This is a genomic window from Kingella kingae, assembly GCF_900475905.1.
GTDB lineage: Bacteria > Pseudomonadota > Gammaproteobacteria > Burkholderiales > Neisseriaceae > Kingella > Kingella kingae.
On record NZ_LS483426.1, the window covers coordinates 1,752,467 to 1,773,550 of the forward strand.

Consider the following 21,084-nt stretch of genomic DNA (forward strand, 5'->3'; position numbering starts at 1 on the left):
CTACCGTCCTTCCTAGCTGTTGCCAACCAAGTTGATTAAATATTTGCGCGTCATCACGCTGGTATTGGTGGCGCGTTCCATCGGCAGCTTGGGCGTGTAGTCATACACAATCGGCACTTGACCTTTGCTAAATGCTTCCGCCAAATCATAGTCATAATCCAAGCTCACGCTGTAACCGACAATACCGCGCACCGTACTCAAATAAGTGCGGATACCTTCTGTCAAGCTGTCAATCAGCGCGTCATCAATTGGGCGGTCAATGTATTGCAGCTCAAAACGGCGAATGCTCTCGTCAATCAAATCGCCTGTGCGTTGCGCCACTTCAAAGTTTTTGATGTGTGATGTGGTGGGGAAACACGCCAAGCGGTTGCCCCATAAGCGATAGCCTGTACCGTAGCTGTTAAATACGGTGGTGATGCCTTTTTCGTTCAGGCGATTGGTTTCGCTCTGTGGGTCGTCCACACGAGCGGTCAAACCGATTTCCAAGCCTGTTACGCCCGACAATTCACGGTTGGACGTTGAAAACCAATACCCCTGTTCCACGTCCGTTTTCATACGCAAACCTGCGGCATGGGTCGCCAAACTTTCCACGCCCAACACGCCAATCACGTGCGGATAAAACAATTGTGCGCGGTCGCTGGATGTATTGAAATTGATGGTGCCAAGATTGCCACGCCCTGTAATCGCTTGACTCAATTTTGTGCCTTTGGGCGCATCGTAATACGCAATGCCATGTAATTTGTCCGCCAAAACCGTTAAAGCAGCCGCGCAAGTGGCGGTCTTGTCAAATTCAGGTGCAATAATGATTTTCGCGTCTGCACCAAAGCGGTTAAAGCCTTCGGTTACCAATTCCATGCCCGTGCGTTTGCCTGTTTGCGCAACATACGCGCCGATGATGTCGGCTTCGGTTACTTTGGTTGGGTCGGTGTGCGTGTAGGTAATTTTAGGGTCGGTAGGTTTGGTTTTAAATTGGATTTCGCCAGTCAAAGCGTTGAGCGCATAACGGTCAGCAGTCAAAGTGGACGTGCTATCTTTTACCACCCAACCGCTTTGCAAAGCAGGTTTTTTGGTTTTAGCAGACAAGGTATCACTATCCACCACCAAAACTTCATCGGTTACGGTGGTCTTGTGCTTACTTGGGTCGCACACATTAACCACATAAGCAATGCCGCTTTTGTAACGTGTCCAAATATTCGTGGCATTGGGGATGGTAAAACCTGCATTGGTCAGCTCTGCGCCAAATTGGGCAAAATCTTTACTGGTTTGGCAAACGGTCAATTCATTGACTGCGCCTGTGGGTGCTGTGCCGATGATGGCGGTAATCGCGCCGTCCACCGTGTAAACTGGGCTAGAACCTCCGTCAATGCGAATGGTTTCCGAGCCGTGATGAAATGCTGCTGCCATGTTGTTCTCCTATGGCGTTTGGGGTTTTAAATGGGGATTGAGTGGGTCTTGTGTGTGGCGATGATGGACTTGTGTTAGCGTAGGTAGGTTTTCAGGCTGGCAAACTTGCACTTGCTGCGTGGTGGTTTGCACAGTTAATTCGTATTGCCATGCACCTGCGTCTTCGCTTAAAAAGCGTTCTTGCAACAAGCTACACGGCAAACAATTGGGCGGCTTAAAGCCCACGATTGCCAAACGCACCTCGTCCAAAATCGCCAACGCGCCATCATCGCCATGCAAATGCGAGCCGATAACCGTCAAATGCAGCACCACATCACGCTGCTGGGCAATCAAGCCTAAACTTTCCAGTTTAGTGAATTTGCTAGACTGATAACCGACAAGCACCGCCCCAACAGGGTGGATAAATTGATAATCCGCAGGGTTTTCGGGGAATACGTCCACGCTAACCCACGGAATCGCTGCCTGTAAATGCGTGGCAACCGCGTCAATAATCGGGCGTGTTGCACTCATTTAGTAACCGTCCCAATCGTGTTTCACACCGCCGCGAACGTGATACGAACCGCGTTCGGGCTGTGCTTGTTTTGCCAAATTATCAACGCCGATGTGGATTTTGCCGTCTCGGATTTGCTCCAATGCCTTGATTGTGGCGTTGTAAGCCGTTTCCAGCACTTTCGGAAAATCCGCCCGATTTAATCGGCGAGAATGCAAATAATGTCGGGCAATATTGATACACAATGGCGGCAACACAGTCGGCACGTCTTGCAAGGGCAATGGGTAACGCCCACGCAAATAGCCGTCCACCAAATCACACGCATAGGCAATGGCTGCCTGAATAATCTCATTGTTTGGCTCTGTGGCTCGCGGCTCGTCATTGGTTAATTGCACCAGCTCCGCCTTGCTCATCGCTTTGGCTAAATCATCGGCGTTGATGTACATGACTTACTGCTCCGCTTTGGAATTGCGTTTCGGCTTTTCAGGCTGCGTTACTTCGGGTGCGGATTGTGCAGGCTGATTGTCTTTTGGCTCTGCCGTTTCAGGCTGCTTTTCCGTCGTTTCAATCAACGTAACGTGTGCCGCCACTTCCGCATATTGCGTATCCGATAAAACCACCGTTTCGCCACGCTCAACGCGCACGTCTTCGCCATTTTCGTTTTGCAAAATCAAGGGAGTATTTGCCAAATATTTGTTTGCCATTTTTTAGCCTTTCATCAACACGGCGACTAATTCGCCAGCTTCCGCCTTAGCCGATACCGCCACGCCAAACGCATTATTTTCTCCAGCCACCGCGCAACCGTTGCCGTCCGCCGCGACTTTTGCCCCTGCGGTAATCGCACCGCCAGCTTCCACCAGCACAATGCCGACACATTCCACCGCCACGCTGTTGCCTTCGTCCGCATCGCGTGGCGTTACGCCATACACAGGAGCATTGGCTTTGGCTTGTTTGCCGTCAAAACCAATCAGGCGATTGGCGATGATTGGGGCATGGGCGGTGGTGGTTGCCACCAAAACGACTTTTTTAGTTAGTGTCATTTTTTTACCTTTCTTTCAGGCTGCCTTTTGTTTCAGGCAGCCTGAAAATTAAATTGCTTTATCAAACAAGAACCCACACGCACCACCCACAGCCGCGACTTTGCGAATGTCGGTGTAACGAGCGTATTCCACCTTACCGCCCACTTCGTTGTAGCGGTCTACCAACGGCATGCCTTGACGGCGCAAGGTGTAGCCAAAACTTGGCTCGCCTTCGTCATTGCCGTTTGACATGATTTTCGGGCGGACAATCAACGCTGCAAATGCACCCCAAACGTCTTTCGTTTGTTTATTTGGCGCAGGAGCAGAAACCGCATTGCCGATAATCACTTCATCTACTTCAAACAAAATTTTCAAAATATCAGGCGTAATCAATTTGCGTTCATTGCTACCCAAAGCAGCCTGCAAAACAGGGTGGTACGACAAAGCGTGCGCCACACTCGCACCCAATACCAACACATTCGGGCGCATACCACAGGCAGCGCGTACCACTTCTTTTGCGTCTGCAATGTCTTTGATTGGGTTGGCGGTTTTGTCACTCCATTTCGTTGCTGCCGACAAATCTTTGTAATGACCGCTCTCGTAAGTCGCCTTACTTTGCAACAGCGTTGCCGTTTCAATTTCTTGGCGCAACTGAATGCCGTTCACGGCGCGACGCGTGGCTTTGGCGCGTTCATCAAACAGGCTTTCTGCTTGTTCGCGGTAATCCACACCAATCGCTAAATCGTGTTCTTCCAACACAACAGGCAACAGTACGGTTTTATCCATGCTTACCACATTACTGGCTGCGCCTACCGCGCGTTCTGTTTGATATTCCACAAACGAGCCTTTGCCAAAAGTCGGGATTTTCACGCCTTCTTTTTCGGTAAACACCACAGGCATAATTTTCTCGCCGATAAACTTGGCTTGTTTATGACCCACCGCCAACTGGGTCAATACAGGGTCAATCTGACCGCGTAACTGGCGTAAATGTGCTGCACTCATCGTATTACCTTTCTGTTATTGAGCTGTGCGGCGAGCCGCTTCTTCGTAGGAAATGTTTTCTTTTGCTGCCAACGCCAAAGCGCGTTCATGATGCGATAAGGCGTTGGGTTCGGCATATTCCGCAAAATCGTGACTGCCTGAATAGCTTTGCGCTTTGCCAGCGTTTTGCGGTGTTGCCATTTCGCCTGTTTCAACAATCGTTTGCTTGCCTTGCAAAAATGCTTTGAATGAATTGACCAGCGCGTTTTCTTCATTGAAATCCGCGCATTGTTCAGGCGATGACATAAAATCCAGCACCTTATTCATCAAATCTTTATCCGCAGGTTTCAGGCTGCCAGCCTTAACCAATTCTTCGCAAAAATTCGCATTGGATTGATGTACTGCATCGCGTTGCGCTTTGGCTTGCGCGGCTTTCAATTCTGCCAATTCGCGTTCTGCTTTTTCACGAGCAGCATTTGCCGCCGCGAGTTCTTGTTCGGTTGCCATATCGGTTTCCTTTGTTTCCGTTTCGTTAAAATCAGGGGTTACAACTTCAGGCTGCGTGGCGGCGCGTTCCCATTCGCCAATCTGCCAAGCTGGGATAATTTGGTCAGCAGCGTCCATGCCGTCTTTGCCAATAATCCACTCACGCAAACGGCGAAAAGTTCGGGCAATCGCGTTTTGTGTCATTGCAAAATCTTCACTAAACACCACAACGCCAGCTTCATCATCTGCAAATTCAATCGCCGCCAAACCCTTAACCGCAGGGGCAGCCGCGCCCAAAAAGCCAACATGTCGCAAATACCAAGACCCCTGCACAGGATTCGCCGAATGCGTAGGCGGATAAAAACTTGCCGACACTTTTTTGTATTTGCCCTGTCGCACCAAATCCACCAAACCATCGTCCACCTGCTTAAAATCCGCCGTCAGCACATCGCCTTGAACGGATAATTTTTCCACCCAGCCAAACGCAGGGGCGTTGTGGGTTGGGTGTCCGATAACAAGCGGTGCTTCGTGAAAATTGGCGTTATAGGCGTTGGCGGCTTGCTGCAAATCTTGCACCGTGATGTTTACTTCCGTGCCGTGCGCGTCTTTGCGTTTGCCAGCGCGGAAAATTTCGTATTGCATAAAAAAACGCCCTTATCTGTTTAGATAGGGCGGATTATGCTTTCAGGCAGCCTGAAAAACTTTTAACGCACATTAAAAAAAGCAGCCTGAAAATAGCTGCTTTTCTAAATCACTCAAATTCGCGTTTATAGCGCGTTTTACCCCAAACCCAAGCAAACCCCCAACCCAAGTTTTAAACGCGTTAAAAATGCGGTCAGAAACGAACCTGACCGCATTGTAGTTTGAATTAGGGATTTTAATCATCATCAAACAAGCCCTGTTGTCGTTTTAACGCTTCCGCCTGCTCAACGGCTTTGACGATTTTGTAAATTTGCTGCACGGCTAAATTGTATTTTCTGGCTAACTCTTGATGATTTTTGCCGTTAAACTCGGCATAGATTTGTTTATCGCGCTCGTCTAATTTGCCGCCTTGGTTTTTGGGAAAGTAAATCAACTGTCCGCCCCAGTTGCAACTTAAATGCTGCGATAATTTTTTGCTGATGATGGTGGCGGTCTGACCGTCTAGCGTGGGGACGTTTTCCATTAAACAAGCTACGGCTTGCGCTTCTAAATCGGCGACTAATTCGGGAACTCGGGTGTCTGCCATAGGCTGTCCTTTCGTGTGATTTATTTCACTGTGTGAAACGATGTTTCAAAAATCAACAATATAATCAATATTCTACAATAATTCAGGCAGCCTGAAAATGGTCTTTTAGGCTGCCTGAAAGTCATTCCCCCCATCCGCCTAACATGGCAACTAATTCATGAATCAATTTAGACAAACTTTCGGCTGCAATCACTTGACTAGCAAAAGCTAAACTGGCTGCATCATCGCTCTGTGATTCTGCTTTTTCTTGCAAAGTATCCAAAAAGCAAATGCGTTTTAACTTAAAGTCTTCCGTTAAAACAAAAGCAATTTGTTCACGCCAAATCAAGCCTAATTCTTTAACTTTCAAACCATTTTTGACATGAATTACCACATCTTCATCACTCAATAGCTTATGACTGATTTTAATCAGTCCATCAAAGCGCGTAACACCTGTTAATTGACACGAATCATCTAATTCAAAATTGCCTGCGGCTTTACTGGCTAATACCCATTCTGTCATCAAAGACATAAGCGACTGCTTGGTATGAGGTAACTTTGCATCTAATCCACTCAAAGCCTCGCGTAAATTTGACAGCATATTCTCAGCAACATGGCTGCTCGCACTACCAATCAACAACAACTGACTAGGCACATGGCACATCGCCATCAAGCGACTACTACGGCACAAAGCGCGTGGTAACAATTCATCTATCACTTGTTCTTTTAACTCAATGCGTTCTTTGCGACCAACAGGACGGCATTCATTCTGCACAATATGTGTGATTTTCTGTTCTACCGCATCTTTAATGACAGAATTAGGCAAAATACGTTCTTGTTTTTTCAAGCTAACCGACCATGTGTTTGCAGCCTGAAAAACCAGCTCGTGTCCAAAATCATGAGGAGGTACAAAACCGAGACTGTACCAATCTAAACCCGTTACTTCCGAAAAAGGGGATTTTGCCAATGCCATTTCCAGCTTATCTACACTAGGAGCGGTTTCAGGGTTCAAGCGATAAACGCTTAATTGTTTAATAAACATTGTATTTTCCTTTACGTTGAAATCTTTTCAGGCTGCAAGTCGGCTTGGAAAACCGCTCCGCCGTTTGCGAGTTGATTCCCTCTCCTGTGGGAGAGGGTTAGGGAGAGGGCAAACTACGCTTTCCCCAATTCAGGCGACACCAACACATACGCGCCATTTTCATCGCGCCGATGAATGCGGATATATTCGCGTGTGGTTTGCGTGTGAATGCTGTCGTCAATCGCCGTCATGGCGCGTTGCCATTTCTCATGCTCAATATTCAAACGACGCAAGCCCAACACTTTTGCCGTGCTGATATTGCCTTCTTTGTTTACATCAAACGCTTGCTGCACAATCGTTTTCAATTCTTGGCGGCTGTCTTGCGTCCACTCGTCCAAGCATTCATCAATTAGCGTTTTGGCGGCGGTTAAGCGTTCGTCAAAGGTCAGCACGTCCGCCATTGCCACAGTAACGCGTAATTCACCGTCAAAGCTATGCAAAGTTACGTTGCCTTTTTTGCTCGGTTTCGCGCCATATTTTTCGGCGGCTAATTCAACGAAAGCGCGAACATCTTCAATGCCGTTGCGCCGTGCTTGTTCCAGTTCACGCATGGGCGTTTCAATCGCTGCAAAAATTTCTTTGACCAGTTCATCGCGGTCTAAATCAATTTCTTTGATGTTCTCAATCGGGATTAAATTGCCGCGAGCGTCTTGGCGGTATTGGCTTAAATCAATTTCGTTCATTTTGGATTTCCTTGTTTGGGTTATAGTGGATTCAATTCAAACTAGGACAAGGCGACAACGACCGCCGTGTACGCGTGGTACATAAGGGCGTTGGTAACGCTGTATTAGTTTGAAGTGAATTCACTATCATTGGGGCGTTTGGCTCGCGCAATCGTGTTCAACAACTGCTGAATATATTGCCGATTGCGCTCGCGTTCGGCTTCGGATAGTGCAGGCTGCTTTTGTTCAATCAATCCTGACACAGCCGATTCGCTGCGTGGTGGAATTTCGCGGATAACTTGTGCTGGCTGCACCCATTTTTCCGCGTGTTGAATCACGCGCTTGAAGGCGGTGGGCAAACGGTTGTGGTCTAAATCTCTATCGTAAAACCATGTGTGGGGGATGAGGGCTTCTTCCCACACCGAGGCAAGCGCAACAATCGCATCGGCTGGCGGTGCGCCTTGTAAACGCAACACGAGTAATTTTTGTAAGCCTTCTATCATTTGGTTATACGCCCAATCAGGCATTTTGCGCGGTGGTTTCATCGGCGCAATCCTTGTAATTGCATGGCTGCGGTCAGCGTTTGGCTGGCTTCGGGTTGCAGGCTGCTTGGATTTCCCTCGCCTTCTGGAAGAGGGGTGGGGAGAGGACTACGCAAGCCTTGCCCTTTCCAACCGCTCATCACTTCATACAAATAACCGTGTGATTTGAGCGGTAATTTCAAGCAGCCTGCATTTCGGCGCGATAGCATTTCACGAAAGCCATACCCCCACGCTTCGGGCGGTGCTGGGTATTCAATGCGGTCGCGATTGATTGCGCCACGTTCCATGTCGGGCTGAATTTCGCCAAGCAGTTTTGCCATGCGGTCAAATGTCAGCGCGGTTTTACTAGGGCGAAACAAGGCAATGTATTGCACGGCTAGTCGCCCTAATTCGCCGTTGATTTGCGCTACCGCCCACACAGCTTGTCTTGCTTCTTCGTGTGCCAGTAATGCGTCTAGGCTGTTTTCTGCTCCGCAGCAGGGGCATCGGGTTTTCATGGTTTCCCTTTCGCTGTGTTTAATCTTGCCAACCATTGACGGTAGGCTTTGATTTCTCTTGTGGCGCGTTGTTCCAATTTGTAATCAGATTCATCACGCGCTACTGCCAATTTCTCTTCCCACTCATTCATTTTTTGGATAATCCAATTTGGGTCGGTCATCATTTGATTTTTCCTTTTAAATTAAAATCAAATAGTTATAAAAATCAACAAGCAAAAAAATTATTGTTTCCATGTGCGTCGCATTTCGTCAATCGGTTGCAAAATGCACACTTTCAGCACAAAACGAATGGACAAACCCAGTACACACACTTTAATCAACAGCTCTACCGTTTCCCAAAAACGCAGGGCAGATAAATAATAAAGCAACTCCATCTCAAATCCCTTTCACAATATCCGCATCTACTTTGGCAAAACCCAAACTAGCTGCTTCATTCATCGCCGCCGATACCAAATTATTGACCGCCAATGGATACAACAAACTTTGCTGCTGTAACTGGTTTTTGTTGCGACTGGTAACCGTCAGCCGTGCAGCAATGGCATCAATGGCGTTGTCGGTTAAAACATCGGCAACGTTCACGCCTACGCGCTCAAATTTGTGTTTCAGGTAGCCTTGCAATTTGCCGTCCGTGAGTGGCAACAGCGTTACCACTTCGCAGCGTTGCACCACTTCACGCACATTTGGGTTGTTCTCACTCAACTTTTGCCCCAGTTCGGTTTGACCGATTAGCACAATCCCAATCAAGCGTTCAAAACCGTTTTTCAGTTCAAAAAAGCGTTTCAAGTGTTTCAGCGTGGGAATGGGCAAACAATGCGCTTCTTCAATCACTAAAACGTGCTTGTTGCCAGCTTTCGCGCTATCGGCAAGGGCTTTGTGAATTTGGCGGAAACGCGCTTCGGGGCTGCGTTTGGGTGATGTATTGGGCGACACGGCTTCCAAAATCGCTTCGGCAATGTGTACCGCTTTGAGCGTTTTGCCTTTTTGGTCGTTGTCTTCCATCGCCAATACATATGGCTCAATCACCACCACTTGACGACCTTCTCGGTTAATGCGGTCTTGCAAGTCTTCGCGCAGCGTGGATTTACCAGCACCCGATTCGCCCACCAGCACAAACGGCACGTTGCGTACGTCATATTTGCGTCCACCAAAATCAATGGTTAAATCGGGATTGACCTTGCGTTCTTCGGGCTTACTCAACACCAATTCACGACAATATTCAGTCGGCGGCGGAATAATCAGTTGCTCGGGCATGATTTTTTGCCAAGCCTTGTAACGGCTCATACCATGTCGGCTGTGGATTTTTTGACCGTTAAAATAACGCATCCACCGATTCGCCAAACCCTGCAACTGCTCAATGCTGTTGATGCGTACCAGTTTCAGGCGGCTTTCAAATTGCGTTTCCACCAAATTATTGCCATTTTCCACTTGCCCTTTGGCGCGTGGATTGCCCACTTTGTTGATAATCACATTCACGCCAAGCTGTTTATTCAGGTGCTTAAATCCATGCCCTGTATTCGCCGACCCTGGGTCAAGCATCACATTCACAGGCACACCGCAAAAAGGGTCTTGCAAACGCTCCGCTTTCGGCTGCATTGCCTGAATAAACGTCTCGCACAAATTCTCCGAGTTCTCGCCACCAAACACATACCACACAAACAGGCAGCCTGAACAATGGTCAGTTACGACATACCGCCACACGCGGTCTTGCTCAATTTTCACGACATTTTTTGGCTTGTTTTTGTAAAATTCGTCCGCATTCATCATGCGTAAACCTGTGTCCTTGCCCGATACAGGCAGGTAAAACAGCACACACAAACTCGCGTCAATCTGCCAAACATGATTTGGGTGCAAACTTTGCAGACTGGTTACAGGTGCAGGCTGCAACAACTGGTCGGACCGCACGTTCCACCGTCATCAAACGTTTGCCGTTTTTCCGCATGGTTTCCATTAGCACGGCGGAAATCATCTGTGCATCTTTGAGTTCCAACGCCGTTTTTCCTGCATCAGCACGGCGTTTACGTTGAGGTTTAACCATCACACGCTCCAATTCTTTGTAAAGTTTTGCCACACTCATGCCCAATTTCTCGGCTTCGGCTTGCAAAAAAGGCGTTTTGCCACCGTGCGGTAATTTACCCAGTTGCGTGGCAATCGCGTTTAATCGCTCGTTTAATACCGCATTCATTGGGGATTACTCGCTTTCAGGCTGCAAATCGCTACCAGTCAGCCATTCGGGCATATCGTCTTCGGGAATCGTTTCAGGCAGCCCATACTGGTCGCGTAAATGCTGACAATCCATAATGATTTGATTGATGACGCCAGTCATTTTTGCCTGATGTGAAATGCCGTGGGCTTGCTCGTGTGCGGCAAGCTGCGTGAAATATTCGCCCAGTTGCACAATGTGGCTGCGAATCGCTACTTCTTTTGCACCGACCGCCATGTATAATTCATTGCCAACATCGGCAGGGTCGGGTTCTTTCAGGCTGCCTTTTTTCTTGGCTTTTTCCAGTTTTTCGGCAAGTTCATCAATCTTGGCGTTTTTATCGCCCAACACCTTGTCTTTGGCTTGCATTTGCTCGCGGTTTTCACGCAGGGCAATTCGCAATTCGCGCACCGTCATTCTGTCCACATCGTCCAAAGTCATGCCGTTTACTTCTTCGCCGTCCGCCAAACCGACTAGGGTAACGTCTTCTTCTACCAAGAGTTCCAGCAGTTTAGATTTGCCCAAGTCCATCAGTTTGGGCGCGGCTTTTTGCATTTGTGGGGTGGCGAAACGTTTAGTTGCATTCATCAAACGCGATGTTTCTGCTTTACCTAATCCAAATTGTTCTTTAACAATGCTTTCAAAACGACCGTATTCGGTATGTTCTTTTAATACAATCAACGCACGCCCCAGTTCAAACATACCTTCCAATGTTTGGCGGACTGCATGACGACCACGTTCAATCCAAGTTGCTTCGTTATAGGTTTCGCCGTTTCCCCATTGTTCCATTACCATCACGCTGTGCATCGCTGCGTGATTACTGGTTGCATTCACATCAATCACTTCCACTTCACTACTCATTTTTTTATCTCCCAAAAGTTCCGACGTCGGAACTTCTTAAAATCTGTTCACACGTTCTGCGGTTTCTTCCAATTTAGCAGTCAAATGAGCTTGCTGCTGCCTGAAACGCTCCGCAATCTGCAAGGTTTTAATGCTGTATGCAAAATTGCCGTTATCTAGTTTCGTTACCAAACCTTCAGCGATTAAATCTTCCAAATCACGGCTCACATGAACCGCAGAAATACCCAAGCCGTCCGCAATTTCTTTATTGCTCAACCCGATAATCGGATGCGCTTCCAAAGCCTTAAATACTTTCAGCACACGGCTGCCTTTTTTACTGATTGCCATTAGGTTGCTCCTATTTCAAACCCAGTTTGACGGCAATTTCATGTCCTTGACCACGGCTGGCTTTTGAAAAAACCATTCAGGACGCGGATAACTTCTTGCGGACGATAGCCATGTTCTCTTGCCCAGCCTGAAAACGTGATGCCTTTTTGTTTAAAATTTTTCTTAACTTGCTCGGGTGTTAAAGCCATTTTTAAGCTCCTTGTTGTGATAAAATTCACGCTATTTATTTGCGATAAATCGCGCTTTTGTTTGCGATGTGTGCATAATATACGCGTTCGCGTATAAAGTAAAGGGATATTTGATGCAAACGTGTATAAAAGAAAGATTGGTTTTTATTTGTGAAAATAAGAATTTGAAATTAAAGGATTTTCAAGAATTAACAGAATTGCCATATAGAACAGCTCAAAGCTATTTAAACGGTACACGCACCCCAAATGCGGAAGGTTTAGAAGTTATTTGTACACGATTGCGTGTAAACCTAAATTGGCTTGTCTGTGGAATAGGCGAACCATTTATTCAGGAAAAGCAGCCTGAAAAAATAAAGTTAGATGTAGATGAAAAAGAATTGCTGGAAAACTACCGCCAAGCCAGTGATAACGGAAAATTTGTTATTTCAAGCGTGGCGCGTAGCACAGAGAAAAAAGCAAACCAAGATAATCAAATTCAAAGATATTATGGGACGTAGATGAACGTGTAAAACCACAAGCTCCGAGAATATGCATTTTAAATAGCAAGGATTTTTGCAATGGATTTTGTTTATTTAGCCAGAGAAGCATGGAAAGTAGGTGATTTTGATACCGCGAGAATGTATTACCAAAAAGCAGCTTATGGCATTCATGGTACAGATAAAACCAATCAAGATGCTTTTACCCAAGAGGTCGCTCAATTTGCAGGAGAAGACCCAACATATCGGCAAGGTATTCAACTAATTAGAGGATATATTGCAGAACAAAATAAACCTGTTCTACAAAGTGATATGACCGCTTACGTTAAAAATCACTTTGGAGAACAACAAGTAGAAGTATTGCGCTATGTACTGTATTATGCAGAAGTGCGTCAGGATATTTATCGCCGTAAGCAAGGACGAAGCTACCTATTGGCATTAACATATGAGCAATTAGCAAATGTGCCAATTGCATCATCAGCAAAAAAGACAAAAAAATTAGCAGTAAAAGACCATGATTTTCTAAAACTGCTTGAACCAAATAAAGCATATGAACGAAAGCCATCAATACTTACAGGGGAACTGTTGCAATTAGGTGTGTGGAAATTGCATGGCACGGCTACACAATTCAAAAAAACACAGTGGGATTTGGCAATAGAATGTCTATTTCGGGCAAAAGAAATTGACGGACAAAATGGAGAGTGGCAAAGTATACACAACTATTTGAGATTGCCATTGTTCTTGCAACAAGCAGGTTTTTTTGAATCTTCTAAATTTGAGTTTATCCAGTTAATAAATCAGTTAGGTGAGATTGTTGAACGAGAGGCAAAATATCACAATCAAAAAGCACTTTACAAAAAATGGCTCAATCATCTGTATTTAAGTCTAGTTTTTGACAAAATTCGCCTATCTTTTAAACGCGAAAAATTGAATGAACAAGCAGAATATTTTGAAAATCTTGCAAAGCAATATCAAGAATTAGCAGATGAGATACAAAAGAAATTAGATGATAACAAGCAACCACTGCCTGAATCTAAACCTATAACAAACAAACCTAGAATATCAGCAAGGCTAATTCAAGATTCAGCAAGTTTAAATCGTTCATCAAATCCCAAGATACCCACCTCGCCACCCAACAGCATAAATGCAAATAAGCAAAATGAAAAAACAGGTTGTATAGGTATCATTGTGGCTGTTGTCATCTTTATTATTTGGATGATTTTATAAATCTCACTTTTTTAATCCGCATTAAAAGCCTTTCAGGCAGCCTGAAAGCATAATCCCCATAACGATTTAACCGTTATGGGGATTTTTTTATGTCTAATCAAACCGAACTCCCTTGGCTTGCCGAAGCCCGACAACACATTGGCTTAACTGAAATCGCAGGCAAACAACACAACAGCACCATTGGCAACTGGCTCATCAGCTTAAAAGCGTGGTGGACGGACAATGAAACGCCGTGGTGTGGCACGTTTGTTGCCCATTGCGCTCGCACAACAGGGCGCGATTTGCCCCAGCATTGGTACAGAGCGTTGGACTGGCAAAACACAGGCACACGATTGAACGCGCCTGCTTATGGTTGCGTGGTGGTGTTTGCGCGTCAAGGTGGCGGTCATGTGGGCTTTTGTGTTGGACAAGACGAACAAGGCAATTTGTGGATTTTGGGTGGTAATCAAGGCAACCGCGTGTCTGTTGCCAAGTTTGCGCGTGAACGGGCGGTCGCGTATGTGTGGCTAGGCAAAGACGGCGTGTCATCGTTGCCCAAAGAATCGCGCTATGACTTGCCTGTGTTGCAACTGGCTGGCGAGTTTAGTCGCAACGAAGCGTAAAGGCAGCCTGCATATGAATCAACTAACATTACACACTCTGGCATTGATTGCATTTTTGTTATCCAAATTAGGATTTGCCTATATTGCCTATTTAGCCGTTACAAACCGTGTGATGTATGCAGGCTGGTTTGTCTTTTTGGCGGTGGTTTACGCGCTAGGGATTGGTTTTAATGCAAAAGTAGATTAAAGATGAAAAAGATGTTACTCGCATTCAGTTTATTAGCCGTTAGCGACCACATTCCTAATTGGAAGCTCAAACTCTCTGCGCCTGCTATTCCACAAAAGCGTCGCGCACATCGTTTTTCAGGTGTTGCTGCTAATCGGCGTAAACAGCGTAAAAAAGGTAAATAGCCATGAAGGTACTCAAATGGTTTAGCGGATTGGTTTGCAACCCAGCCACAGGGCAAATCAGCCATACCAAGCTATGGGCAAACATTGCCGCAGGCTGCATGACCTACAAATTCATGCAAACGCCCAATGCGCCCGAATGGCAATGGTGGGCATACGGCATGATGGTGGGCGGCTATGCTTTGATTAAACGCGGCATTGCTGCCGTGCCACAAGTGGCGCAAATCGCGCAGAAAGGTCAAAACGATGTGGGCAATGTTGAATAAATACCGCTACGCAGTTTATTTCACGCTGTTTTTGTCATTGATTGCGTGTGCGTGGGGCAGCGGTTATTTATCGGCAAAACGTCATTATGTTGCTCAAATAAGCAGCCTGCACCTCTACAACCGCGCCTTTGGCTACACCGATTAAACGAGCGGTGTTACTGCCCATCTCTTCCGAGCTATTGGTGGTTTACGAGCGTCCCGAACGCCCCACCGATGGCTCACCCGAACAACTGTTAAACCACGCAGTGCGCTATGGCACGTATTGCCAAAAATTAGAAACGCAAGTTTCAGGCTGGCTGGCGTGGTACAAGAAAGCCCAACATGACTGATTTTATTGACCGCGCTTGCGAAAACGAAGAGCGATTCCGCGAACAAGCGTTGGCGCAATTCAGGCAGCCTGAAAACAACGCGCCGTCCGCCACACATTGCGAAGAATGTGGCGACCCAATCCCCGAAGCACGACAACGCATTGTTTCAGGTTGCCGTTTGTGCGTGATTTGCCAAACTTTGAAAGAAATAAATGGATAACAAAACTTTTATCAGCATTGAATTTTGGCAACTTGTCAGCTTTTTGTTGTCGTTTTTGGCGGTGTGCTGGGGCTTTGGCAAAATGCTGTTAAGTCAATTTCAGGCGCAACAAGATGAACGCCAAAGACAGCAAGACCGCCTATCTGAAAACTTTGAAAAACTACAAACGCAATTTGCCGAACAAAAAGCCTTGCTGCCTGAAAAATTTGTCTTGCGTGAAGACTACATTCGCAATCAAGCGATTTTAGAAGCCAAAATGGACAGTATTCAAAAGACTTTGACCGACCTTTACAAAATGGAAAGCGCGAAAAAATGAACGAAAAATACCGCCGCGAAGGTATGCGTTGGCACATCATCAACACGCTGAACAAAGCTCGCCCCTACACATCAAGCGAAGTCTTTTTATTGGACGTAATGCGTGGCATTTATCCCAATGTAACCGCCCTAGAATTACGCCAACAGCTTGAATATTTGCAAGACCGCAAACTCTTGGATTTAACCAAACAGCCAAGCGGAATGTGGTTTGCCGATTTAAACCGTTTGGGTGTGGATATTGCCGAATACACGATTGAGTGTCAGGCTGGCATTGCCCGACCTGAAAAATACTGGGAGAGCTGATATGTCGCCACGCAGTAGCATGGAATTGCTGCCTGAAAACGTCCGCCGCGAATTTGAACGCCGTTTGATTGAAAACGGTTTTGCCAATTACACCGAATTGGCGGCGTGGCTCAATGAACAGGGTTTTCAAATTAGCCGTTCCGCCGTGCATCGCCACGGATACAAAATCCAACGCCGTTTGCAAGCCATTAAGGAAAGCACCGAAGCCGCCAAGTTAATTGTCGCCAATGCCGATGATGAAAACGACAGCCGCAGCGAAGCCTTGATGGCATTGTTGCAAAATCAGTTGTTTGAAGCCTTGGTGGACATCAGCGAAAAAGACAGCGAAGAGCTTGCACCCGAGGCGCGGTTTGATTTGTTGAGCGAGGGCGGTAAACGTATTGCAGGGTTGATTTCTGCATCCACGCGCTTAAAAGAATATCAAAACAAGGTCAAATCACGCGCCCTAGCCGCTGCCGATGAAGTCGCCAAAGCCGTGAAAAAAGGCGGCTTATCAGACGACACCGCCGAACAAATCCGTAAACAAATTCTAGGGATTGCGACATGAGCGAAACCATTTTCAAGCAGCCTGAAAGCCGCACCCCAATGGTTTTGCTGCCGTATCAACAACGCTGGATTGCCGATACCAACCCCGTCAAAGTTTGTGAAAAATCGCGCCGCATCGGTTTGTCGTGGGCGGAGGCGGCGGATAGCGCATTGCTCGCCGCGCAAACCAACGGCATGAACGTGTGGTACATCGGCTACAACAAAGACATGGCATTGGAATTCATCAACGATTGCGGCAACTGGGCAAAATTTTACGGCTTGGCGGCTGGCGAAATTGAAGAAACCGAAGAAGTGTTTGTAGAAGGCGATGACAAACAAGCGATTTTGGCGTTCATTATTCGCTTTGCATCAGGCTTTCGCATTACTGCTTTATCCAGCCGCCCGAACAATTTGCGCGGTAAACAAGGGCGCGTGATTTTGGACGAAGCAGCGTTCCACGATGATTTGCCCGAGCTGCTCAAAGCAGCGATGGCGTTGCTGATGTGGGGCGGACAGGTTCACATCATTTCCACGCACGATGGCGTGGATAACCCATTTAATGAGTTAATCAACGACTGCCGCGCAGGCAAAAAACCGTATTCCATGCATCGCATTACCTTTGATGATGCGCTACAAGATGGCTTATATCAACGCATTTGTTTACGGTTAGGCAAAGAGTGGACGGAGCAAGCCGAACGCGAATGGGTTGCCGAAATCCGCGCCAGTTACGGCGATGATGCCAGTGAAGAGCTGGACTGCATTCCCAAAAATGGTGGTGGTAAATGGCTGAACCGCACGTTGATTGAAAGCCGAATGTCGCCGTTCACGCCTGTGTTGCGTTACGACCAAACGGATAATTTCCAGTTACTGCCCGAACATCAACGCGCCGCCGAAGTGCAAGACTGGCTTTCAGGTAGCCTGCACCCTTATTTGCAGCAATTGGACAACACGCGCCACAGCTTTGTCGGTGTAGATTTTGCCCGAAATGGCGACCGCACCGCAATTGTGCCACTCATTCAACAGCCTGATTTAATGCTCAAAACGCCGTTTATCTTGGAATTGGGCAATATGCCGTTTAAGCAGCAAGAGCAGATTTGCGCGTATCTGTTGGTGGGTTTGCCAAATTTATTGGGTGCGGCGTTGGACGCTCGTGGTAATGGTCAGTATTTAGCCGAAGCCATGCAAGACCAGTTTGGTGGCGAGTGCGTACAAGCCGTGATGTTGTCTGAAAACTGGTATCGCAGCCACACTGCACCATTTAAAGCAGCATTGGAAGACGGCACGCTGGACGGCTTACCACGTGATGAAGACATCTTGGCGGACTTGCGCGCCTTTGAATTGATTAAAGGTATCCCACGCATTCCTGACACGCGCACACGTGGTGCGGACGGCAACAAACGCCACGGCGATACCGCAATCGCACTGCTTTTGGCGCATTATGCTAGCCGAGAGTTAAATGTTGGTGCGGTGCGTGTCAGCAGCCGAGCCGTGCGCCGAAGTAGCCGATTAACAGACGGATTTTGATTTCAGGCAGCCTGAAAACTGGAAAGATTTATGAAACCCCACATTAAACTCAAAACCCCCAATGGCACAATTCTTGCCACACCCGAACAAATGGCAAGCCAAATCGCGGTTTCAGCGCGATTTGGTATGCACGGCTTTAACGGCTGGCTGCCCAATCCCGACCCGATTTTACGCAAAATGGGGCGACACATTGATGTATACCGCGAATTGTTGCGTGACCCATTGGTAGGTGGACAAGTTCGCAGACGCAAAGCAGCCGTTGCACGTTTGGAATGGCGATTGGACGGCGATGACGTACCGCAAAATGTCCGCGATACGGTGCAGGCTGCTTTTGAGCAGTTAGATATTTTTAACCTGATTAAAGATATTTTGAATGCGACTTTATTCGGTTATCAGCCGATTGAAATTGTGTGGCAACGCGACAAATTGTGGCTGCCTGAAAAAATCGTGGTCAAACCGCAAGAATGGTTTGCGTTTGGCGAACAGGGCGAAATGTATTTTATTGAACACGGTTTGCATAATAACAGGCTGCCTGAATACAAATTTCTTTGCCCCAAACAAGAAGCCAGCTACGACAACCCCTACGGTTTAGGTGATTTGGGTTTGGTGTTTTGGGCGGTTACGTTCAAACGTGCAGGGCTGAAATTTTGGGCGGAGTTTACGCAAAAATACGGTAGCCCGTGGCTCATTGGTAAAGAACCGCGTTCCAACACCCAAGCCGACACCGACAAATTGCTGGACGCACTGGAAGCCTTAATGGGCAACGCGATTGGCACAATCCCCAATGACAGCAGCGTGGAAATTCACGAAGCCACAGGCAAATCCGCGTCTGTTGATGCGTATGACAAGTTAATCCGCTATTGCCGTTCAGAAATCAACATCGCCTTGCTCGGTCAAGACCAAACGACCGAAGCCAACACCAATCACGCCAGCGCATCGGCTGGTTTGGAGGTAACGGACGATATTCGCGACAGCGACAGTCGCATGATTGAAGCAACGTTTAACCAGTTGATTGACTGGATTTGTGAGCTGAATTTCGGCGATGTAACGCGACCTAAATTTGTGTTGCATGAAGCAGAAGAGTACGGCTCAACCGAATTAGCCCAGCGCGACCAACTTCTACATCAAATGGGCGCACGTTTTTCCAATCACTATTACAAGCGCGCTTATGGTTTGCGTGATGATGACTTGTTGCCGCCTGAAAAGCAGCCTGAAAGCACAGATTTTGCCGAAAACGATGTTTACCAAACCTTTGAAAACACAGTTTCGGGCAGCCTTGCCCTTTTGTCCAAATCTTCTGATTTGGGTATAAAAGGGTACGCCGTAGGCGGTAAAGCTGATTTCACAAATACATTTGTTCAGAATTTACAAAACGGTGCAACGCCCGAAATCGTGTTACATCAATTAGCCGAAAATTATCCAAACATGAACGACCAAGCCTTACAAGATGAATTGGCACGACTGATTTTCTTGGCGGATTTAGTGGGGCGTTTGGAAGTGCAAGCGGAGTTGACTGATGAAACCTGATATTTACTTATTATTTGGTATGACACCTGAAAATGCCATTGCCTACCTAAAACAAAAGCGTGTTGATGTATCGTGGGATTGGCAAGATATGTTGGACGATGCTCATGTTGCCGCGTTTACGGTAGCCAAAACGGCTGGCATGGACGTAGCCAACGACATTTATCAAGCGGTGGTTAAGGCAGCCGAACAAGGGCAACCATTCAAAGATTTTGAACGCGAACTCACGCCTGTATTACAAAGCAAAGGCTGGTGGGGCAAACAAGAACACCCGAACCCCGATATGGGCGAAATTCAAAACGTACAACTTGGCAGCCCATACCGCCTGAAAACGATTTATTTAACCAATTTGCAATCCGCTTACATGGCAGGGCGATACGCGGAAATGGTTGCCGCCAAAGATACGCACCCCTATTGGCAATATGTCGCCATCAACGACAAACGTACACGCGAAACGCATCGTCTATTGCACGGTCATGTGTATGCCGCAGATGACCCCGTATGGGACAGTTTGTATCCACCGTTGGATTACCGTTGCCGTTGTCGGGTTCGTCCACTCTCGCGTGAGCGTGGCGAAAGCCAAGTATTACCCAGCCCAAAACTGGAAACCATTACCGTAGATATTGGCGAAAACAAACACACGGGCGAGCAGCGTTACGCCCAACGTACAGGCATTCGTGTGGACGGTCAATTTATTGCGCCCAATGCAGGTTTCAATGCCAATCAAGGACAGACGTTTCTACAACGCACTGCACGGATAGCGATAAAAAAAGTACAAAACGTACCACCCGAATTGGCTCGTGTAGCGGTTAAAGAAATGATGGCACAGGAAAAATTTCGCAATGCCTTGACTTTGGCTGAACTGGCTTGGGTGGCTGAATTACTGGGATTAATGCCATGATTAAAATCAGCGTAGAAAGTGAAAGTTTAGAACACAGTTTAAACCAGCTCTTGCAAAACATACAAAACCGCCGACCGATGATGGCAAGTGTGGCAGCAGAATTGTTATCGATGACAGAAGATAACTTTGAAAGCGAAAGCTGGGGTGGAGATAAATGGAAAGAAACCCATCGCGGTGGCAAAAAACTGCAATTAAGTGGTCAGCTTGCCGCGAGTTTGACTACGCAGTCGGGTAATGATTTTGCACGGATTGGGTCTAATAAACCGTATGCAGCAATTCATCACATAGGTGGGCAAGCAGGGCGGGGGCGTAAAGTTCACATTCCTGCTCGTCCTTATTTACCGATTGATGGTTCAGGGGCGTTACAGTCTGGCGGCGAGAAGCGTTTGCTGGATATTGTGAAAGCGTCGTTGGCTCGTGGGTTGTGATTTGCTCAAAAATGCGAAAAGCGGACGATGTTGTCCGCTTTGTTTTTTTGTTTCACTGTGTGAAATGGCGTTGCAGTTTTTAATCCCACTTTGTTTTGAATTGTCCCGTTTTATCCTGTTTATCTTGCTTGAGTATGGGTATTTATATTGGTGGGGTTCAGGCGTTCCAAAT

At 47.0% G+C, this 21,084-nt stretch carries 34 protein-coding genes and 1 pseudogene; 16 read left to right on the top strand and 19 right to left on the bottom strand.

Annotated features, from left to right (window positions below; genetic code table 11):
* Window positions 1-12: 12 nt before the first annotated feature.
* The 19 genes and pseudogenes from DQN52_RS09415 to DQN52_RS09500 form a co-directional block, all read right to left on the bottom strand.
* Window positions 13-1,404: a phage tail sheath family protein gene (locus DQN52_RS09415; protein ID WP_003785078.1), complete on the bottom strand. Its 1,392-nt coding sequence runs from the start codon at window positions 1,402-1,404 to the stop codon at window positions 13-15.
* A gap of 9 nt (window positions 1,405-1,413) precedes the next feature.
* Window positions 1,414-1,914: a Gp37 family protein gene (locus tag DQN52_RS09420; protein WP_003785077.1), complete on the bottom strand. Its 501-nt coding sequence runs from the start codon at window positions 1,912-1,914 to the stop codon at window positions 1,414-1,416.
* Window positions 1,915-2,340: a DUF1320 domain-containing protein gene (locus tag DQN52_RS09425; protein WP_003785076.1), complete on the bottom strand. Its 426-nt coding sequence runs from the start codon at window positions 2,338-2,340 to the stop codon at window positions 1,915-1,917.
* Between the two features lie 3 nt (window positions 2,341-2,343).
* On the bottom strand, window positions 2,344-2,598 hold the full coding sequence (locus DQN52_RS09430) for a hypothetical protein (RefSeq protein WP_003785075.1): 255 nt from the start codon (window positions 2,596-2,598) through the stop codon (window positions 2,344-2,346).
* Window positions 2,599-2,601: 3 nt separating this feature from the next.
* Window positions 2,602-2,934: a DUF2190 family protein gene (locus DQN52_RS09435; protein WP_003785072.1), complete on the bottom strand. Its 333-nt coding sequence runs from the start codon at window positions 2,932-2,934 to the stop codon at window positions 2,602-2,604.
* A 48-nt stretch (window positions 2,935-2,982) separates the two neighbouring features.
* Window positions 2,983-3,915: a major capsid protein gene (locus DQN52_RS09440; protein WP_003785071.1), complete on the bottom strand. Its 933-nt coding sequence runs from the start codon at window positions 3,913-3,915 to the stop codon at window positions 2,983-2,985.
* A gap of 15 nt (window positions 3,916-3,930) precedes the next feature.
* Entirely contained in the window at window positions 3,931-5,022 is a 1,092-nt protein-coding gene (locus DQN52_RS09445) for a hypothetical protein (RefSeq protein ID WP_003785069.1), read from the bottom strand.
* A gap of 235 nt (window positions 5,023-5,257) precedes the next feature.
* Window positions 5,258-5,608, bottom strand: a complete 351-nt coding sequence (locus DQN52_RS09450; protein WP_003785065.1) for a Mor transcription activator family protein — start codon at window positions 5,606-5,608, stop codon at window positions 5,258-5,260.
* 121 nt (window positions 5,609-5,729) lie between these two features.
* A complete protein-coding gene (locus tag DQN52_RS09455; RefSeq protein WP_003785064.1) occupies window positions 5,730-6,629 on the bottom strand; it encodes a recombination-associated protein RdgC in 900 nt (299 codons plus the stop codon).
* Between the two features lie 113 nt (window positions 6,630-6,742).
* Window positions 6,743-7,351, bottom strand: a complete 609-nt coding sequence (locus tag DQN52_RS09460) for a DUF3164 family protein (protein WP_003785061.1) — start codon at window positions 7,349-7,351, stop codon at window positions 6,743-6,745.
* Window positions 7,352-7,455: 104 nt separating this feature from the next.
* A complete protein-coding gene (locus DQN52_RS09465) occupies window positions 7,456-7,875 on the bottom strand; it encodes a hypothetical protein (RefSeq protein WP_003785060.1) in 420 nt (139 codons plus the stop codon).
* The gene (locus DQN52_RS09470) at window positions 7,872-8,369 is read right to left on the bottom strand and encodes a hypothetical protein (RefSeq protein WP_003785058.1); all 498 of its coding nucleotides are present in this window, start codon (window positions 8,367-8,369) and stop codon (window positions 7,872-7,874) included. The genes DQN52_RS09465 and DQN52_RS09470 overlap by 4 nt, the downstream gene beginning before the upstream one ends.
* Window positions 8,366-8,533, bottom strand: a complete 168-nt coding sequence (locus DQN52_RS09475; RefSeq protein WP_003785057.1) for a hypothetical protein — start codon at window positions 8,531-8,533, stop codon at window positions 8,366-8,368. Before DQN52_RS09475 ends, DQN52_RS09470 begins: the two co-directional genes overlap by 4 nt.
* Before the next feature lie 57 nt (window positions 8,534-8,590).
* Window positions 8,591-8,743, bottom strand: a complete 153-nt coding sequence (locus DQN52_RS11005) for a hypothetical protein (RefSeq protein ID WP_003785056.1) — start codon at window positions 8,741-8,743, stop codon at window positions 8,591-8,593.
* Window position 8,744: 1 nt separating this feature from the next.
* Window positions 8,745-9,488 (bottom strand): ExeA family protein, encoded by a 744-nt coding sequence (locus DQN52_RS11615; RefSeq protein ID WP_407928317.1) that lies wholly within the window; start codon window positions 9,486-9,488, stop codon window positions 8,745-8,747.
* Window positions 9,465-10,551 (bottom strand): annotated as a pseudogene (locus DQN52_RS11620) (transposase); the annotation flags it as partial. The gene DQN52_RS11615 and the pseudogene DQN52_RS11620, both read right to left, overlap by 24 nt.
* Window positions 10,552-10,557: 6 nt before the next feature.
* The gene (locus DQN52_RS09490; RefSeq protein WP_003785051.1) at window positions 10,558-11,430 is read right to left on the bottom strand and encodes a DUF3102 domain-containing protein; all 873 of its coding nucleotides are present in this window, start codon (window positions 11,428-11,430) and stop codon (window positions 10,558-10,560) included.
* Between the two features lie 36 nt (window positions 11,431-11,466).
* Window positions 11,467-11,757: a hypothetical protein gene (locus DQN52_RS09495; protein WP_003785049.1), complete on the bottom strand. Its 291-nt coding sequence runs from the start codon at window positions 11,755-11,757 to the stop codon at window positions 11,467-11,469.
* Between the two features lie 38 nt (window positions 11,758-11,795).
* Window positions 11,796-11,945 carry a helix-turn-helix domain-containing protein gene (locus DQN52_RS09500; protein ID WP_003785047.1) on the bottom strand — a complete coding sequence of 50 codons (150 nt, stop codon included), beginning with the start codon at window positions 11,943-11,945 and terminating at the stop codon, window positions 11,796-11,798.
* 113 nt (window positions 11,946-12,058) lie between these two features.
* On the opposite strand from DQN52_RS09500, the gene DQN52_RS09505 reads away from it, so the two are divergent.
* The 16 genes from DQN52_RS09505 to DQN52_RS09570 all read left to right on the top strand — a co-directional run bounded on the left by DQN52_RS09505 (window position 12,059) and on the right by DQN52_RS09570 (window position 20,912).
* A complete protein-coding gene (locus DQN52_RS09505) occupies window positions 12,059-12,442 on the top strand; it encodes a helix-turn-helix domain-containing protein (RefSeq protein WP_003785045.1) in 384 nt (127 codons plus the stop codon).
* Between the two features lie 60 nt (window positions 12,443-12,502).
* A complete protein-coding gene (locus DQN52_RS09510; RefSeq protein WP_003785043.1) occupies window positions 12,503-13,648 on the top strand; it encodes a hypothetical protein in 1,146 nt (381 codons plus the stop codon).
* An 89-nt stretch (window positions 13,649-13,737) separates the two neighbouring features.
* Entirely contained in the window at window positions 13,738-14,250 is a 513-nt protein-coding gene (locus DQN52_RS09515; RefSeq protein ID WP_003785041.1) for an NlpC/P60 family protein, read from the top strand.
* A gap of 13 nt (window positions 14,251-14,263) precedes the next feature.
* A complete protein-coding gene (locus tag DQN52_RS09520; protein ID WP_003785039.1) occupies window positions 14,264-14,437 on the top strand; it encodes a hypothetical protein in 174 nt (57 codons plus the stop codon).
* A gap of 11 nt (window positions 14,438-14,448) precedes the next feature.
* Entirely contained in the window at window positions 14,449-14,601 is a 153-nt protein-coding gene (locus tag DQN52_RS11010) for a hypothetical protein (RefSeq protein ID WP_158529714.1), read from the top strand.
* A gap of 2 nt (window positions 14,602-14,603) precedes the next feature.
* The gene (locus tag DQN52_RS09525) at window positions 14,604-14,864 is read left to right on the top strand and encodes a hypothetical protein (RefSeq protein ID WP_003785035.1); all 261 of its coding nucleotides are present in this window, start codon (window positions 14,604-14,606) and stop codon (window positions 14,862-14,864) included.
* A complete protein-coding gene (locus DQN52_RS11015; RefSeq protein WP_003785033.1) occupies window positions 14,854-15,009 on the top strand; it encodes a hypothetical protein in 156 nt (51 codons plus the stop codon). The genes DQN52_RS09525 and DQN52_RS11015 overlap by 11 nt, the downstream gene beginning before the upstream one ends.
* Window positions 14,993-15,193, top strand: a complete 201-nt coding sequence (locus DQN52_RS09530) for a hypothetical protein (protein WP_032827305.1) — start codon at window positions 14,993-14,995, stop codon at window positions 15,191-15,193. The genes DQN52_RS11015 and DQN52_RS09530 overlap by 17 nt, the downstream gene beginning before the upstream one ends.
* On the top strand, window positions 15,186-15,392 hold the full coding sequence (locus DQN52_RS09535; RefSeq protein WP_003785029.1) for a TraR/DksA family transcriptional regulator: 207 nt from the start codon (window positions 15,186-15,188) through the stop codon (window positions 15,390-15,392). The genes DQN52_RS09530 and DQN52_RS09535 overlap by 8 nt, the downstream gene beginning before the upstream one ends.
* Window positions 15,385-15,708 carry a hypothetical protein gene (locus DQN52_RS09540; protein WP_003785028.1) on the top strand — a complete coding sequence of 108 codons (324 nt, stop codon included), beginning with the start codon at window positions 15,385-15,387 and terminating at the stop codon, window positions 15,706-15,708. Before DQN52_RS09535 ends, DQN52_RS09540 begins: the two co-directional genes overlap by 8 nt.
* Window positions 15,705-16,010, top strand: coding sequence for a hypothetical protein (locus tag DQN52_RS09545; RefSeq protein WP_003785025.1), 306 nt, complete (start codon window positions 15,705-15,707; stop codon window positions 16,008-16,010). Before DQN52_RS09540 ends, DQN52_RS09545 begins: the two co-directional genes overlap by 4 nt.
* Before the next feature lies 1 nt (window position 16,011).
* The gene (locus DQN52_RS09550) at window positions 16,012-16,557 is read left to right on the top strand and encodes a DUF3486 family protein (protein ID WP_003785024.1); all 546 of its coding nucleotides are present in this window, start codon (window positions 16,012-16,014) and stop codon (window positions 16,555-16,557) included.
* Window positions 16,554-18,059, top strand: a complete 1,506-nt coding sequence (locus DQN52_RS09555; RefSeq protein ID WP_003785023.1) for a terminase large subunit domain-containing protein — start codon at window positions 16,554-16,556, stop codon at window positions 18,057-18,059. Before DQN52_RS09550 ends, DQN52_RS09555 begins: the two co-directional genes overlap by 4 nt.
* Window positions 18,060-18,089: 30 nt before the next feature.
* Window positions 18,090-19,586 carry a DUF935 domain-containing protein gene (locus tag DQN52_RS09560; protein WP_003785021.1) on the top strand — a complete coding sequence of 499 codons (1,497 nt, stop codon included), beginning with the start codon at window positions 18,090-18,092 and terminating at the stop codon, window positions 19,584-19,586.
* Window positions 19,576-20,484 carry a phage head morphogenesis protein gene (locus DQN52_RS09565; RefSeq protein ID WP_003785020.1) on the top strand — a complete coding sequence of 303 codons (909 nt, stop codon included), beginning with the start codon at window positions 19,576-19,578 and terminating at the stop codon, window positions 20,482-20,484. The genes DQN52_RS09560 and DQN52_RS09565 overlap by 11 nt, the downstream gene beginning before the upstream one ends.
* A complete protein-coding gene (locus DQN52_RS09570) occupies window positions 20,481-20,912 on the top strand; it encodes a phage virion morphogenesis protein (RefSeq protein ID WP_003785019.1) in 432 nt (143 codons plus the stop codon). The genes DQN52_RS09565 and DQN52_RS09570 overlap by 4 nt, the downstream gene beginning before the upstream one ends.
* Window positions 20,913-21,084: the final 172 nt, after the last annotated feature.

Excerpts from the sequence above, each read along its gene's own strand:
- DQN52_RS09545 (WP_003785025.1), top strand. The coding sequence starts at position 15,705 with ATGAACGAAAAATACCGCCGCGAAGGTATGCGTTGGCACATCATCAAC.
- DQN52_RS09550 (WP_003785024.1), top strand. The coding sequence starts at position 16,012 with ATGTCGCCACGCAGTAGCATGGAATTGCTGCCTGAAAACGTCCGCCGC.
- DQN52_RS09425 (WP_003785076.1), bottom strand. The coding sequence starts at position 2,340 with ATGTACATCAACGCCGATGATTTAGCCAAAGCGATGAGCAAGGCGGAG.
- DQN52_RS09460 (WP_003785061.1), bottom strand. The coding sequence starts at position 7,351 with ATGAACGAAATTGATTTAAGCCAATACCGCCAAGACGCTCGCGGCAAT.
- DQN52_RS09520 (WP_003785039.1), top strand. The coding sequence starts at position 14,264 with ATGAATCAACTAACATTACACACTCTGGCATTGATTGCATTTTTGTTA.
- DQN52_RS11005 (WP_003785056.1), bottom strand. The coding sequence starts at position 8,743 with ATGGAGTTGCTTTATTATTTATCTGCCCTGCGTTTTTGGGAAACGGTA.
- DQN52_RS09555 (WP_003785023.1), top strand. The coding sequence starts at position 16,554 with ATGAGCGAAACCATTTTCAAGCAGCCTGAAAGCCGCACCCCAATGGTT.
- DQN52_RS09510 (WP_003785043.1), top strand. The coding sequence starts at position 12,503 with ATGGATTTTGTTTATTTAGCCAGAGAAGCATGGAAAGTAGGTGATTTT.
- DQN52_RS09525 (WP_003785035.1), top strand. The coding sequence starts at position 14,604 with ATGAAGGTACTCAAATGGTTTAGCGGATTGGTTTGCAACCCAGCCACA.
- DQN52_RS09435 (WP_003785072.1), bottom strand. The coding sequence starts at position 2,934 with ATGACACTAACTAAAAAAGTCGTTTTGGTGGCAACCACCACCGCCCAT.
- DQN52_RS09490 (WP_003785051.1), bottom strand. The coding sequence starts at position 11,430 with ATGAGTAGTGAAGTGGAAGTGATTGATGTGAATGCAACCAGTAATCAC.
- DQN52_RS09470 (WP_003785058.1), bottom strand. The coding sequence starts at position 8,369 with ATGAAAACCCGATGCCCCTGCTGCGGAGCAGAAAACAGCCTAGACGCA.
- DQN52_RS09465 (WP_003785060.1), bottom strand. The coding sequence starts at position 7,875 with ATGAAACCACCGCGCAAAATGCCTGATTGGGCGTATAACCAAATGATA.
- DQN52_RS09440 (WP_003785071.1), bottom strand. The coding sequence starts at position 3,915 with ATGAGTGCAGCACATTTACGCCAGTTACGCGGTCAGATTGACCCTGTA.
- DQN52_RS09515 (WP_003785041.1), top strand. The coding sequence starts at position 13,738 with ATGTCTAATCAAACCGAACTCCCTTGGCTTGCCGAAGCCCGACAACAC.
- DQN52_RS09500 (WP_003785047.1), bottom strand. The coding sequence starts at position 11,945 with ATGGCTTTAACACCCGAGCAAGTTAAGAAAAATTTTAAACAAAAAGGC.
- DQN52_RS11010 (WP_158529714.1), top strand. The coding sequence starts at position 14,449 with ATGTTACTCGCATTCAGTTTATTAGCCGTTAGCGACCACATTCCTAAT.
- DQN52_RS09450 (WP_003785065.1), bottom strand. The coding sequence starts at position 5,608 with ATGGCAGACACCCGAGTTCCCGAATTAGTCGCCGATTTAGAAGCGCAA.
- DQN52_RS09495 (WP_003785049.1), bottom strand. The coding sequence starts at position 11,757 with ATGGCAATCAGTAAAAAAGGCAGCCGTGTGCTGAAAGTATTTAAGGCT.
- DQN52_RS09475 (WP_003785057.1), bottom strand. The coding sequence starts at position 8,533 with ATGATGACCGACCCAAATTGGATTATCCAAAAAATGAATGAGTGGGAA.
- DQN52_RS09445 (WP_003785069.1), bottom strand. The coding sequence starts at position 5,022 with ATGCAATACGAAATTTTCCGCGCTGGCAAACGCAAAGACGCGCACGGC.
- DQN52_RS09535 (WP_003785029.1), top strand. The coding sequence starts at position 15,186 with ATGACTGATTTTATTGACCGCGCTTGCGAAAACGAAGAGCGATTCCGC.
- DQN52_RS09565 (WP_003785020.1), top strand. The coding sequence starts at position 19,576 with ATGAAACCTGATATTTACTTATTATTTGGTATGACACCTGAAAATGCC.
- DQN52_RS09560 (WP_003785021.1), top strand. The coding sequence starts at position 18,090 with ATGAAACCCCACATTAAACTCAAAACCCCCAATGGCACAATTCTTGCC.
- DQN52_RS09430 (WP_003785075.1), bottom strand. The coding sequence starts at position 2,598 with ATGGCAAACAAATATTTGGCAAATACTCCCTTGATTTTGCAAAACGAA.
- DQN52_RS09540 (WP_003785028.1), top strand. The coding sequence starts at position 15,385 with ATGGATAACAAAACTTTTATCAGCATTGAATTTTGGCAACTTGTCAGC.
- DQN52_RS09415 (WP_003785078.1), bottom strand. The coding sequence starts at position 1,404 with ATGGCAGCAGCATTTCATCACGGCTCGGAAACCATTCGCATTGACGGA.
- DQN52_RS09455 (WP_003785064.1), bottom strand. The coding sequence starts at position 6,629 with ATGTTTATTAAACAATTAAGCGTTTATCGCTTGAACCCTGAAACCGCT.
- DQN52_RS09570 (WP_003785019.1), top strand. The coding sequence starts at position 20,481 with ATGATTAAAATCAGCGTAGAAAGTGAAAGTTTAGAACACAGTTTAAAC.
- DQN52_RS11015 (WP_003785033.1), top strand. The coding sequence starts at position 14,854 with ATGTTGAATAAATACCGCTACGCAGTTTATTTCACGCTGTTTTTGTCA.
- DQN52_RS09505 (WP_003785045.1), top strand. The coding sequence starts at position 12,059 with ATGCAAACGTGTATAAAAGAAAGATTGGTTTTTATTTGTGAAAATAAG.
- DQN52_RS09420 (WP_003785077.1), bottom strand. The coding sequence starts at position 1,914 with ATGAGTGCAACACGCCCGATTATTGACGCGGTTGCCACGCATTTACAG.